The following is a 13800-nucleotide window of genomic DNA, read 5'->3' on the forward strand; positions in this document are numbered from 1 at the left end:
ATTACATTTGAACATTAAACAGGTTGCTGATTTTATACACGACATCGTCCGTATCGGCATTGATGCTTGCTGCTTCGTTAATGCTGGATATGCTTTGAAGGGCTTGAATATCCGCGTTGTATCCGATGGTATAGATCGGGATTTTGTAGCCTTCGATTAGACCGCGAATATCCTTTAAGGAATGGCCCTCGTTGGTTTCGCCGTCGCTAAGCACAAAGATGAGCGGCTTTACATCAGGGTTGGCGGCCATATAATCCTGCAGCATCTTGATCGCCACGACGACGCCATCAAATGTCGCGGTCCCGCCGCTTGCTTGAAGACTGTTAACGGTTCCGACGAACAAGGACTGCTGATTCGTGTCATATCGCGCGATCGGCAGGTTGATCGTTACATCACTGGAGTAAGAGACCAGTCCGATCATGTTGTCTTTGCCTAAATATTTCTGGCCTTGCGTTAATGACTCTTTTAAACGATTAAGCGCCTCGCCATCCATGCTTCCCGATACATCCGTTACGAATACTGCCGCTATCGGTTTAGCGCCGTTTTTCTTCTCCTTCCACACCTTTTGCGCCGCGCTTAATGTAGGACCGTCGAGAGGCTCAAGCTCGGCTTTATAATCATCAAGGCCGTTAAAACCTCTTTCTTTTGCATGGACTTGATATTTTTCGTCGGTTACAAAGGTGGTGAAGGCTTTGAGAATTTCCTTCTTCTCGCTCGAAATGTCGCCAAGCGCGTAGAGCGGGCTGTCATGCCTGACACCAAAAGGCGTAAAGACATATTCATTTTTAAGATCGCCGGGCGTGTTAACGAAAGTCTGATACTCCAGTACGAATCCATCCAACATGCCGGAAGTCGCTGCATCGCGCATTTGAATGGTCGTCGAAGCGATAAAAGGGACATTGACCTGGAATTGCTCAAAACCCTGCACAGCCTCACTGCTTAACGGATTTCCGTTATCGAAGGTTTTCAGAGCCGTAACGAGAAAATTGAGACCCGTCGAGCTGGCGAATGGATCTGTATATCCCATAGCAAATTCATTATTGGCGATCGCTTCCGTCACGGTTTTTACATTGATCGCGCCGTAGCTATTAACGAGTTCATCATGTTTCGCCTTTGCAATAACGATACCTGGCACATTGCCAACCAGTCTGCTCGAAATGAGCTCTGTCTTCACCCCTGCCGCTTTCACCATCTCTCCCCAAAGTTCATTGGAAGGCGTAAAGGCATCGGGTATGTATTTACCGGATTTGATATAATCGGTTGCGGTCCCGGAAGCAATATTCCTGATCATGACGGATACGGGCTTCCCATTAATGGACGGATTAGACGAGTTAAAATCAGATGCAGCGTCGCTTAACCACCCGTCTGTACCGGTACCGCCCTTTTCTGTCGACGAGAAAATCTCTACATATAAGTCCGTAGTATTTGTCACTGTTATTGGAAACTTCGATATTTCCGGCAACGATTCCGCAACGTCCACGGGATTTATATCGATCTGGCCTTTCACGGGTTCGGCGGTGTTGACAGATATTTTGGAGTATAGTTTTTCCAGACGTTTGCCCGCATCTTCGGCCGACACCTCGGCATCGGATTTCCCTAAGTTGGAGGTTAACGTAATCCCCGCGTACACAGCAATGAAAACAATGATAATTAAAGAACTAGCTATAAGGAAAAACTTGCCCTTATTCATTTAGTCATCTCCTTTATGATTTATATAATCTGGTTTGTTTAATTAAAGTATCGATCTCTTGCATGCATGGCATTGTCTCCATATCTTTAAGCTCCACCGTATCCAGACGCGACACTTCAAGGATCAGCTTGTCGAGCTTAAGCAATATCTCTTCATTTGTTTCAAGAGAGCTTCGAATAAATAACAGATATTCATGGAAAACCTCTTTTTTTCTCAGTTGGACCTGTGAGGGGGAAGCAGCATTTTGAGTCATGACCCGGTTATATTCTCTTTCGTCAAAAATATGAAGATGCGTTAGGATACCGCGAATATTAGTGAAAAATAGATTTTCGACATCCTTGGTGGTGTCGGCGAACTTGACGAAACTAAGACCTCCAGGCACAAATCTTTGATTCAGCACATTAAGAAGAGTGTCGTGGCGTTTCTTGATTCTGTCGATTTGGTGGAGGGCCAAACTTACGTCGTTCTCAACAGCCTTTACTTTTTGGAACTGCTTCAATGCGATTTCGAATTCTTCGGGCGTATGAACCTCAAGGATGGGGATTCGCGCTTCTTTCTTGAAAAGCAGCGTATAACTGAAATATAAAATGATAGCAGCGCTGCCAGCTAACGTGGCTGCGGCAGTTGCGCTTTTTAGCGCATTCTCTCCAAAACCAATGGCTAAAAGTCCTGGGGATAAGATGGCAATATCAATGAGGATGACCGTCATTACAATGAATGTTAATCTTATAATTTTTTTTGCATCCACTCCGGCAGCCTCTCCTTTCTGTTAATAAATTTGGAACTCTAACATTTGATAATAAGTGTAGTACGGTAGATTTTTCATTTAGACTCAAATTCCTAAGCAGCAATCATTCTAGAACAACGGAAAGTATCTGTATTCGTAACCTCTGCCGAACCTTTTTTTGTTCCTTCGGAACCAAATTATACCTTTCGTACCTGTTGGTTTCAATGATTTTATTGAAACCAGATGCCAATTCCGGACAAAAAAAGGCCCGATTCCCTTAACATCAGGATTCGGGCAGTTGCAAGCAAACTTTCGGTTCGCCATCAAGGCGCCTCAATAGTTTTTAATTTCTCAAGAATTCGACGCTTTCGATACATCATTTTGCCTGTTTCGCTGACATCCATAAGCATGGATCGATTTAAATATGCGCCGAACAAGATGCCTGCGATGGGAATCATCTGGAACAGCTTTTTCCAGCCAAAGTTGTCCCTATATGTGAGCATGACCTCGCGCCAGCCTTGAAGTTGAGACATAACCTGCCCGCTTCTCTCTTCCGAATGGAAGGCTGAAAGCTCTTCGAGAATCGCCTTTTTGCCGACGATATCGGAGGAGGAGAATTGCATGCATTTTACGATGAAAATACGTTCCGACTTTTCGTTGGGATCATAGCCGTAGCTGAACGCAACTTCCTGGAGCGCTTTGAGCGAGATGCCGAGCAACAGCGGAATATCGATAGCGATCGTGAAGATGCCTCCGATGCCTGTCGTTGCGCCTTGCACGGCCGCCATCTTGCTGCTTGCAGCGATTACGCGATCAGCCGTTTCATCCATTGTACGCAGAGGCAGCTTCCCGATCCGATCCAGGGCCGATGCTTCGCCTTGCTCTTCGTCCGGAAAAAAATTGCGATACATCTGTTCCTTGCTGATCAGATAACGACCGCCGTTCTGAACGTAGCTGCCGAGCTCGTCCAGCGCTGTACCTATTTTGTCCTGTATGAACTTCGGCGTTATTCGGTCCAGAATGGCAAAGGGCAGCCGTCCTAGCTTCTCCCAGAAGAACAGTCCCTTCTGATCATTTTCCCACGTTTCTATTTTCTTTAATTCCAACTTCAACGCTTCCGCGGTTTCTATATTTGTCATCTCTAAAGCAATACCTCGCTTCGATAAGTGATTTAGACCTTACATACTGCTCGAAGCAAAAAATGTTTCACCTTTTATTCCTCAAACGACAAATTTTCCGGCTCGTCCCTCAATTCTCCGCCGATCTGCATATTCGTGCTTGGCGTTCGTTCATCCACGATGTCGAAGGCGAAATTGTCCATCCATACTTTCCCTTGGCCGGTAAGCAGAACGCCGAACGAGATAGACGCACTGTCCGATGGCACATCGAGCACGATGGAGTACAAGTTCCAAGATGCAGTACCTTGAATCGGCCGGTCGCTCATATTGTCGAATTGCATCGTATCCCCCGCCGCGTTGTCGATTCTCATCCATAACCCGGCAAATGCTGAAACCTTCTCGACCTGGATAAAAGCAGACAGCTTTATTCGTTTTCCTTTGTATTTGTCGGATCTGAATTGCTGCATAATCGTCGCGAATTGCGTCTCTGATGTTGCGGATACCGATTTTAAATAACCGGATACCTTCCCCCTATGGACAGTCTCCCGATCCATGCCTATCTCATAGAGGGACGGGTCGGCCCCGCTCAGAATCCACCCTTTGACTTGGTTTTTATCGTTCATCTTCTTATTCTCCTCTCGTTGATCTTGCGTGTAAAGCACGCTCTCCATCAGTTTGCGGTAACGTCCGGGCGGCATGCCGTATTCCTTCTTGAACGCGCGTGTAAATGCTTCCTGCGATTCAAATCTGCTTCGGAACGCGATCTGGATGATGTCCTCCGAGGTATAGAGGAGAAGCGCCGAAGCACTGGCTAGTCTGCGTGACCGGCTATAGTCCGTTACGCTTGCGCCAACTTGCTCCAGAAAAATGCGGTGAAAATGATATTTGGAGAAACCTGCGGCGGCCGCCACCTGCTCGAGCGTCAGCTCTTCCTCCAGATGCGTTTCGATATAATCTAAAGCCTGATAAATCATGGGATGGTATTTCACGTGATCACCTCTTGCAGACAACAATAACATAAATGCGCGGAGCTATTTTTGATCAGAATTGCGAATGTAATGGAATGCCCATAAATGACAACAAAAAAACCGCGAAAATCGCGGTTTTTTTACTTACGAGTAGCCCCAGAAGGCATCCTTTTTAATATTTCCTTTGGTCACATCAAGCTGCTTTAACTTTTCTGTATGCAAGTCGACGAACGACTTCGGTCCGGCTATATAATACCTGCCGTTTACCTTATGAGAGGCTGCAAACCTGCCAATCTCCTGCTGCAAGTCGTCCCTGGAGTCCAGATACGTAATCCGGAACGACATTTTGTTTGCAAGGGCATCAAGCTCATCCTTGAAGATATAGGATTTATTGGTGTCCGTATATACAAGATGGATATGGCTGGCGTCTTTGTTACCTTCAGCATCCAATTGCTTGAGGATGGAACGAAACGGAGTAATTCCGATCCCGCCGGCGATCAACAGCGAAGGATTGTTGTCCGTCAAAGTAAAAGCGCCGACAGGACCGCTCATTTTGACCGTCATGCCTTTTTTTAATTCGGACATCGCCGTCTTGAATTCGCTTGGATTTTCGCCGACGCGCGTCGTCAGTCTAATGACATTTTCTGAAGGCGCCGATGCAATACTGAAAGGTTTTGTTCCGTTCTTGATTTTTTTATGAGTAGGAGTGAACAGTCCATATTGACCGGCATTCCAGGTCAGATCCTTCGGTTTCTCGAATAAGAAGGAATAGACTTGGCGATCCTCCTGAAAGCTCTCCAAGAACACTAATTCTTTTTTATTAAATATGGCGAACATATCTTTGAAGAAACTCAATTTTTCCTCATCCCCTTAAGTGAGCTTTTCGACTTACGTCAAATACTTACCCGTGATCGATTTCTCCGCTTGAACGATCGCCATAGGCGTACCCTCGAATACCACCTGACCGCCCTTGCTGCCTCCGTCCGGTCCCATGTCGATGATCCAGTCCGCCTGGCTGATGACATCGAGATTATGTTCGATGACGATGACCGTATTGCCGCTGTCTACTAGACGGTTCATGATCGCCATAAGATGGCCGATATCGGACATATGCAGTCCTGTCGTCGGCTCGTCCATTACATAGATGCTCCCCTTCTTGTGCAGCTCGCTCGCCAATTTGATCCGCTGACACTCTCCGCCGGACAATGTGCTGAGCGGCTGACCAAGAGTAATGTAGCTCAGACCTACGTCGCTCATCGCTTGAAGCTTGCGGACGACTTCTTTCAGCTGGAAAAATTCCAATGCCTGCTCGACAGTCATCATCAACACTTCAGCGATCGACTTGCCATTCAGCTTGTATTCGAGCACCTCTTCCTTGAACCGATTGCCGCCGCAAACATCGCATGGCAGTTTCACGCTGTCAAGGAAAGCAAGGTCTGTGTAGACAACGCCAAGTCCTTGGCAATTCTCGCAGGCTCCTTTGGAGTTGAAGCTGAACAAGCTCTGATTGACTTTATTCGCGGATGCGAACGCCTTGCGAACATCGTCCATAATGCCCGTATAAGTCGCGGGATTGGAGCGTGTAGATACGCCGACTGCCGATTGATCGATGACAATGGCATCCGGTTGCTGCTTCAGGAAGATTTCGTTGATCAATGTACTTTTGCCGGAGCCGGCAACTCCCGTCACGACCGTCAGAACACCGACAGGAATATCCACGCTCACGTTCTGCAAATTATGCAAGCTGGCATTTTTAATGGATAGCTTGCCGGAGTGCTCTCTGCACTCGTTCTTAAGCTGAAGCGGGTGCTTCATATGGTTGCCCGTAAGCGTACCCGACTCCAGGAGGCCAGAGTAGCTGCCTTCGTATACGATATTACCGCCGCGTCCGCCGGCATGGGGTCCAACATCGACAATATGATCCGCCACCTTGATGACATCGGGGTCATGCTCGACGACGATCACCGTGTTCCCCTTGTCGCGCAGCTTTTGCAGCAGCTCATTTAGACGGTGTACGTCTCGCGGATGCAGGCCAACGCTAGGCTCATCGAAGATGTAAGTCACATCGACCAGACTCCCGCTCAGATGTTTAACCATCTTGACTCGTTGCGATTCGCCGCCTGATAATGTGTCCGTCTCGCGGTCCAGCGTCAGGTAATCAAGTCCGATATCTACCAGATGCTGCAGCCTCTGAATCAGAGACTTTACGACCGGCGCCGCTACAGGATCGTCGATCTCCCGGATGACGCGGATCAGCTGACCAACCTCCGTGGAGGACATTTCCGCGATGTTGAGGTCGTTGATCCTGCAGTTCAAAGCCGCTTGACTGAGTCTGGCGCCATGACAGCTGGTGCAAGGACCCTCGGAGATGAATGGCGAGATTGCTTTTTGCGTTCGTTCGGACATCGTCTTTAGATCGCGTTTAATATATTTGTTGGTAAACTTCTCAATGACTCCTTCTACAGTCAGGTTCATGGCTTTCCCGCCGAACATCACCTGAACTTTGCTAGCCTTCGCATAGAACAGCTGCTCCCGCTCTTCCTGCGAATAATCGCTCAGCTTCTTGTCGAGATCGAATGTTCCCCACTGAGGGATCATATTCCATTCCCATCCGTTAACCGCATAATCGGGCATCAAAAGAGCTCCTTCATTAAGCGACTTGGACATATCCACCGCTTTGCTCATGTCCACGCCAAGTCTGCGTCCGAGTCCGCTGCAATCCGGACACATGCCTTGCGGGTCGTTGAAGGAGAACATATGAGCCCCGCCAATATGCGGCTGACCGACTCGAGAGAACAGCAAGCGAAGAATGGGCGAAATATCGGTTATCGTGCCCATCGTAGAATGGGAGCCGCCGCCGAGTCGCTTCTGGTCGACGATGACAGCCATACTCAGATTCTCTATGGCATCCGTATCCGGCTGTGGCACGCGCGGCAGGAAATTACGCACAAACATACTGAAATTTTCATTTAGCAAACGGGTAGATTCTGCGGCGATCGTATCAAAAACGATCGATGACTTGCCGGATCCCGATACGCCCGTAAAGATCGTGATCTTCTTTTTTGGGATGCGTAACGAAACATTGTTAAGATTGTTTTCTCTTGCTCCCGAGATGACGATAAAATTATGATTATTTTCGCTCATTCATGACATCCTTCCGATCTTATTGTTGGCAAGCTTTTTACGCCAATGCTTTATCCAGCTCGCCGCACCAATTCGTCCAGCCATGTCTAGCTCCTTCAAGCCCATGTACATTCGAGAATCCGGTTTGTTCCAGATGCAGGTTAACCTTCCCGTCTTCGATTTCCCGAAGCGTCCAGTTCACGGTATGCTTCTCTTCGCCGACAGCCCAAGAATAGGACAAGTGAGATGGCGGGTCCACGATCAATACTTCGCCATCAATAATGCCATCCCAGTACTCATTGGGTTTGGCGCGGAATTGGAATTGATGGCCCACTACAGGCTCGAAATCATTTTCCAACACCCATTTCGCCAATTTGTTGGAATCCGTTAATGCCGACCATAGCTTCTCGATCGAGGTCTTGTATTGAAAATCCAGCTCCAGCTTTAAACTCATTTTTCTTCCTCCTCTAGTAAGAAACCTAAACTTAGTAAATTGGCAGTCCAAAACTTGTTATAAAACGAAAGCCAATCTTGCACTTCTCTAAGCGGTGAAGGATTCAGCTTGAATCGTGTTTCTCTGCCAACCTTTCGATCCATAACAAGTCCTGCTTCTTTAAGTATGCTCAAATGTTTGGACACGGCTGTTCGGCCCATATTGAATTGCGTCGTCAATTCATGCAGCGGTATATCGTCTGTCTCGGCTAACAACCGTATAAGTTGGCGTCTGGTTGGATCTGCAATCGCGTCAAATACATCCCGCAACTGTTTGTGTTCGCTCACAACACCCTCTCCTAAGGAATGATATTTAGTTGTTAATTGGACACCATTTGGTGACTTTTAGATTATAGGACACCGTTCGGTGTCGTGTCAACTGCATGAAAAATGAAACAACGATAGCCAAGAACAAGAAAATAAAGTCCTGGACTGTCGCTGTTTTTTAATGCTGACGTTTTTGGTTAGTTGTATATGTATGAATTACTCCGCTTGAAACAAATCAAATTGATTCCCGTACAAATCCTCAAAACCGACTCCTTTTCCTCCCGGAACTATGGCTGGTTCTCCGTGGAAAACGACGCCACGTTCTTTCATTTCAAAGTAGTCGCCTTCGATATCATCTGTTTCAAACATGACCAGGACTTGGTTAGCGCTCTGTTTGCCTATCAATGCCAGTTGGTCTGACGTTTCCGCCTTTACCAGTTCAAACAACGTTTCATTGCTCTCTCTCGGAGCGACCGCCAGATATCGCGATCCCTGACCAAAATCCATATCCGAGATTATGACAAACCCAAGTCTTTCCGTATAAAATTGTTTGGCTTCTTCTTGATCTTTCACAAGAATCGTAAGTTGGGCCGCTTTAAGAATCATGTCCCAGTCCCTTCCTTCTAATATTTTTCGCACTTCAATTATAGCGCATACGTTCGCATTCATCCACCAATATAATGCCCGATTCATCATCTGACTACGCTCTCTCTTCGTGAGTATGGTACCTTAGAGGCAGGGGTATTCTCGGTTAAAGTGAAGCTTGACTCTTTCAAACAGCTAGCCAGACATTAAACAGAGGACCCAAGTCGTTAGTTAATAACGACTAAAGAGTCCTCTTCTTTATAATATGAGCTTTTGAGCTTTAAGCCGTTACCAGGCGTTAACGCCGAGACGTTCGACCGTCTCCCGAATGAATGCCGGCTCGTCCTCCGGCACGCGCGAAGTGACGAGATTACGATCCACGACGACTTCGCGGTTAAGGTACTTCCCGCCCACCGCCTCGATCTCCGAAGAAATGCCGGGAAACGCCGTTAACGTTCGGCCTTCCAGCACGCCTGCCGCAGCCAGTACTTGCGGTCCGTGGCAGATCGCAGCAATGGTTTTCCCTTCCCGGTCGGCTTCTCGAACGAAACGACTGACATCTTCGTTATACATCAGATAACCTGGCGAACTGCCGCCCGGGATAATAATGGCATCGTAATCCGCCGCATGGGCATCTTTGATCCCCAGATGCGTGGTATACGTCACCGTACCTTGTTTGCCTGTCAGCTCCTTTTGTGCCTCTAGTCCGATGATCACGGTCTCGTGACCGTTCTTAACCATCTCTTCGTAGGGATTAACCATCTCGGAATCCTCGAAATCCTTAGCAAGCAAAAATGCTACTTTTTTGGCTTCAGTCATCTTCATAGCTCCTCTCCAAAATCATCGACATAAAGGTAATATACCCAATGATGCCCATGTTGAAGCGGCTAAGCGATGGAATTAATACAAAGTTTGGAGCGCTTGAGGCGTGAATGGAATCAGTTCATCAAGGTTACCGTCTCTCATTTTTTTGACCCAAGCCGGATCTGCAAGAAGCGCTCGGCCGATCGCCACAAGATCGAATTCTTGATTCTCGAGCTTGGGAATCAGGCCATCCAAGCTGGCGTTGCCTGCACCGCTTCCCTTCGTAAAAAATGTCGAGACATCGCCGTCCAAGCCGACAGAGCCCACCGTAATGGTCGGTTTGCCGGTCAAATGTTTCACCCAGCCCGCAAAATTCAACTTGGAGCCTTCGAATTCCGGTTCCCAGAAGCGGCGTGTCGAGCAATGGAACATATCAACCCCGGCGTCAACCAGCGGTTCGAGAAATTGCTTCAGCTCCTCCGAAGTCTCCACTAGTTTCGCCGAATAATCGCTGCCCTTCCATTGCGAGATCCGCAAAATAATAGGGAAATCGGGACCAACGGCTTCGCGGCAAGCTTTCACGACTTCTGCGGCGAAGTTCGTACGCGCGAGCAGACTGCCGCCGTACCGATCACTGCGCTGATTCGTTTTCTCCCAAAAGAACTGGTCGATCAGATATCCGTGAGCGCCGTGAAGCTCTATACCGTCAAAACCCAGCCGTTTCGCTTGCGCCGCGGCTTTGGCGAATTCCTGCACGATACCGACGATCTCGTCTTGGGAGTACTCGTTCACGTTGCCGCGGGCGCCCATGTGCCAGATTTGAGGGGCGATCTTGCCACCTGCTTCGTGCACTTCCGATAACACGTTAGCCCAGCCGTTTAAGGCGTCTTCCCCATAAAAGAAAGGAACGTTCTCCTGATTACTTGAATCGGCGTGATCGATGACCGTACCTTCCGTGATGATCAACCCGACTCCGTTCTCGGCTCTACGGCGATAATAGGCGGCGACATCCGGTCCGGGAACGCCGTTCGGCGATTTTTGACGCGTCATTGGCGCCATTACGGTTCGATTAGACAATGAAAGCTGACCCATCGTAAAAGGACGGAACAGGGATTGCACAGTTTGCGTGTTAGTCATGGTTACCCTCCAATAGGCATATTCTATATTTTTAAAAGCATGCGCATGCATATAAATTATCAAAAAGAAAAGAGCCCTGTCAAGAGGCTCTCATTTCAGAAGCTGTTGTACAAGCTTCTCCAGTTCGGTCATCGTCCCATCTCGGCGTAATTCAAAATCAAGCACATCATTTACGATAGCAAGGGCCCGCTGATACTTTTGTTCGCCCGTTTCCGTAATGCGGGTATAGATGCCTCGTCGATCATTGGTGCAGGTATGACGTTCGAGAGCGCCTACATGAGGGGCTTCCATGCGATCCACTAAACGTGAAGTCGCGCTTTGGCTTAATCCCACCATCTCTTGAAGCTGCTGCAATCGCAGCTCCTTGCACTCGGAGCCGGAAACGAATCTAAGAACGTAGAATTCCTTTAAGGATATATCAAATTGTTTCAGCAGCGCTTGTTCCAACTTTTCGTTGACGCTGGAATGGATGAGGGATAAGGACAGCCATAAATCCAATCGTTCGTTGTCGTGATGCAAGATTGACCACCCCGTAAATAATTGTTGATTCCGTCGTCTTATTGTATCAAGGTTGTTCGGAATGGTCAAAATCTCGCAAAACGACTGACTTGCTCAGCCTATCATTTGTACAATTATACGCCTGTGAACGAAAGGCTAATATCTTCGTTGCCGTTTTTGATCTGCCAACCGTTAAAGCCCGCCGCATCCGTAATGCCCGGCTTAAATGTCAGAACATAGACCTGGCCAGGCTTCAGATCATTGGACATCTTTAGCGTGACTTCGGTGACGACCGCTCCCGTGTTGTTTAATTCGTCATGGGAGATGCGAACCGCTTCTCCACCCTGCTCAGCCAAGGCAAAGGAGGTTTCATTCACGTTTTTTACCGGTTCGCTAAATAATACTTTGATCGTCGAACGGTTAATGACGATGACCTGCTTCGCGTACGGCGCTTCATTAGGAACGACAGTACCCGCGAAAGTTGTGTCGTTCTCTCCGTTCTGGGTATTCAGGGACGATACGCCCGTTACTCTTGCAGAATACACGCGGCCTGGCTGGAACAAGTTCGGATTGGAGTCGTTGCTTGTTCGGAATTGGACGCTGACTACTCTGTTCGTGCCGGCTTTGCGCACAGCGTACTTGCTCCAACCGGACATCGAGACATTGGCTCCGTTATCCTTTAAAATCGTTACGACAAGCGAGCCTACGTCCGAATCCTTAATATCACGATCGAAGGAAACTTCGATTGTATTTTCATTTACCGCCGTTATGCCCTGCAGCTTCACGGGAAGGACCGGATTGGAGATGCCTCCGAACAGGAGACCGGACTTCGCATCCATGACGTTGCCGGCCAGATCGGGAATGTCCGATACGGTCAAGTTGTACACGGTTTTGTCTTGTTGCGCGGAAGTCCGCAGCGTGACGGTACGACCTTCATTGTCCAAGCTTGCCGAGACGACAGCCAATCCGGGGATGCTGTAGCGTCCGGTCTGGACCGCAATATCCCGATTGACCTTTTCGCTGAACCTAACGGTCAAGGAGGCATCTGCGTTTACCTTGAAATCCGCTTCTACGATCGTCGGCTTCGTGGCGTCCGCGCTGCCTGCGATGGACAAGTCGGAACGCGTATCCATAATGTTGCCGGCAAGATCCTTAATGTTTTTGACCGTCATCGTATAACGGGTATTATCCGACTGATTGGATGTCGTAATCGTCACTTGTCTCTTATCTCCAGACAATTGCACTGCCGACAGCTTAAGTCCGCCGGAGAACGAATAATTCGAAGGATTGGTAGCTGTCGCTTGATCCAGCGCCTCCGAAAAAGTCAATACGTAGACTCGCGCCGTAATCCGATCGAATGCGGTGATCACGGGCTTTGTCATATCCGATCTCGTCGAGTTGTAAGCCCACGACTTGCCGTCGATGGTTAAGTAGTGCGTTCTATTCTCGGCCTGATACCCTGTCGTGATCAGTATCGACATGCCGTCGCCGCTTAGGGAAGAAAGCAGGATCGGGACGATGGTATTGCGATCGTCTCGCAGACTGAACCTTGAGATATCGGCGGACTCGGCCTTGGATTTCAAGTTGACTCGAACCGTCTGGACGCTAACGGCCTCGACAGACTTGACATCTAGCATAATTCCCCAACCTGTATAAACCGCATAGACGGCATCTACAAGAACGCTGCGTGTTGCGTTAATCGTATAGTCGTTCCGATGAGCAATCCAGCCTTTGCTAAGAGCGGTTCCTACAGCAGCTTTCGCCCATGGCGATACTTTGCCTTCGAAGCCGATGTTGGAGTTAGGCGTAATATTGTTGACCTTTAGCAATACAGAAGCCAACTCCTCCACTTTCACTTTTGCCGTCGGTTCGAACCTGTTTTCGCCTTTGCCTACCATAATCCCGGCACCTCGGACTGCTTGGATCGCTTCGTACGACCATCGCGTCTTCAATACGTCGACGAAGCTTGGCGTGGATTGGGAACGAGGCAATTCTAGAAGCTTGTAGAGCACGGTCGCGAACTGCTCTCTGGACATCGTTTCGTGGAGACGTGAAGACCCATCCTCGAAGCCGCTCATGATGCCTTGATTTTTTAACACTTGGAACTTCTCTTCCGTTGTCAATGTTGCCGCGCTTGCAGTAGGGATGGCCAATCCGAACAATAAAATTAATGCAAGCAGAGTCAGTGCTATTTTCCTCATCTTCAGGGTCCTCCTAATGGATTTCTGCTGGGACCTCGTATAATTAATAAGTCCGGTTGCGGCCGCGGTCCAGCGAGTGTACCCTCTTTAACGTTGCCACTGAGGAAAATGTTTCTGACGAATGTTGTCACATCCAAAACTAGTCATGATTCGAGTAAACTCCTTAAAATCCGAGTGAAAGCTTTGAAGA

At 48.3% G+C, this 13800-nt stretch carries 13 protein-coding genes; all 13 read right to left on the bottom strand.

Features of this window, described 5'->3' with window-relative positions; translation table 11 throughout:
* Window position 1 precedes the first annotated feature (1 nt).
* The 13 genes from KJW29_RS08685 to KJW29_RS08745 all read right to left on the bottom strand — a co-directional run bounded on the left by KJW29_RS08685 (window position 2) and on the right by KJW29_RS08745 (window position 13610).
* Complete coding sequence (locus tag KJW29_RS08685; protein ID WP_214629464.1) at window positions 2–1690, bottom strand: vWA domain-containing protein; 1689 nt, start codon at window positions 1688–1690, stop codon at window positions 2–4.
* Window positions 1691–1703: 13 nt separating this feature from the next.
* Window positions 1704–2438, bottom strand: a complete 735-nt coding sequence (locus tag KJW29_RS08690; RefSeq protein ID WP_214629465.1) for a hypothetical protein — start codon at window positions 2436–2438, stop codon at window positions 1704–1706.
* A gap of 302 nt (window positions 2439–2740) precedes the next feature.
* A complete protein-coding gene (locus KJW29_RS08695; protein ID WP_214629466.1) occupies window positions 2741–3556 on the bottom strand; it encodes an EcsC family protein in 816 nt (271 codons plus the stop codon).
* A 74-nt stretch (window positions 3557–3630) separates the two neighbouring features.
* A complete protein-coding gene (locus KJW29_RS08700) occupies window positions 3631–4524 on the bottom strand; it encodes a helix-turn-helix domain-containing protein (RefSeq protein WP_425517508.1) in 894 nt (297 codons plus the stop codon).
* Window positions 4525–4647: 123 nt separating this feature from the next.
* Complete coding sequence (locus KJW29_RS08705; RefSeq protein WP_214629467.1) at window positions 4648–5358, bottom strand: FAD-dependent oxidoreductase; 711 nt, start codon at window positions 5356–5358, stop codon at window positions 4648–4650.
* 33 nt (window positions 5359–5391) lie between these two features.
* Window positions 5392–7647, bottom strand: a complete 2256-nt coding sequence (locus KJW29_RS08710; RefSeq protein WP_214629468.1) for an ATP-binding cassette domain-containing protein — start codon at window positions 7645–7647, stop codon at window positions 5392–5394.
* Between the two features lie 37 nt (window positions 7648–7684).
* Window positions 7685–8080 (bottom strand): SRPBCC family protein, encoded by a 396-nt coding sequence (locus KJW29_RS08715; RefSeq protein ID WP_214629469.1) that lies wholly within the window; start codon window positions 8078–8080, stop codon window positions 7685–7687.
* The gene (locus KJW29_RS08720; RefSeq protein ID WP_214629470.1) at window positions 8077–8406 is read right to left on the bottom strand and encodes an ArsR/SmtB family transcription factor; all 330 of its coding nucleotides are present in this window, start codon (window positions 8404–8406) and stop codon (window positions 8077–8079) included. The genes KJW29_RS08715 and KJW29_RS08720 overlap by 4 nt, the downstream gene beginning before the upstream one ends.
* 195 nt (window positions 8407–8601) lie before the next feature.
* Window positions 8602–8991, bottom strand: a complete 390-nt coding sequence (locus KJW29_RS08725; protein WP_214629471.1) for a VOC family protein — start codon at window positions 8989–8991, stop codon at window positions 8602–8604.
* Window positions 8992–9258: 267 nt separating this feature from the next.
* Window positions 9259–9789: a type 1 glutamine amidotransferase domain-containing protein gene (locus KJW29_RS08730; RefSeq protein ID WP_343222766.1), complete on the bottom strand. Its 531-nt coding sequence runs from the start codon at window positions 9787–9789 to the stop codon at window positions 9259–9261.
* A gap of 81 nt (window positions 9790–9870) precedes the next feature.
* Complete coding sequence (locus tag KJW29_RS08735; protein WP_214629473.1) at window positions 9871–10911, bottom strand: NADH:flavin oxidoreductase; 1041 nt, start codon at window positions 10909–10911, stop codon at window positions 9871–9873.
* 90 nt (window positions 10912–11001) lie between these two features.
* Entirely contained in the window at window positions 11002–11430 is a 429-nt protein-coding gene (locus KJW29_RS08740) for a MarR family winged helix-turn-helix transcriptional regulator (RefSeq protein ID WP_214629474.1), read from the bottom strand.
* A gap of 113 nt (window positions 11431–11543) precedes the next feature.
* Window positions 11544–13610 carry an Ig-like domain-containing protein gene (locus KJW29_RS08745; RefSeq protein WP_214629475.1) on the bottom strand — a complete coding sequence of 689 codons (2067 nt, stop codon included), beginning with the start codon at window positions 13608–13610 and terminating at the stop codon, window positions 11544–11546.
* Window positions 13611–13800 lie beyond the last annotated feature (190 nt).

The organism is Paenibacillus agaridevorans (assembly GCF_018604145.1).
Lineage (GTDB): Bacteria > Bacillota > Bacilli > Paenibacillales > Paenibacillaceae > Pristimantibacillus > Pristimantibacillus agaridevorans.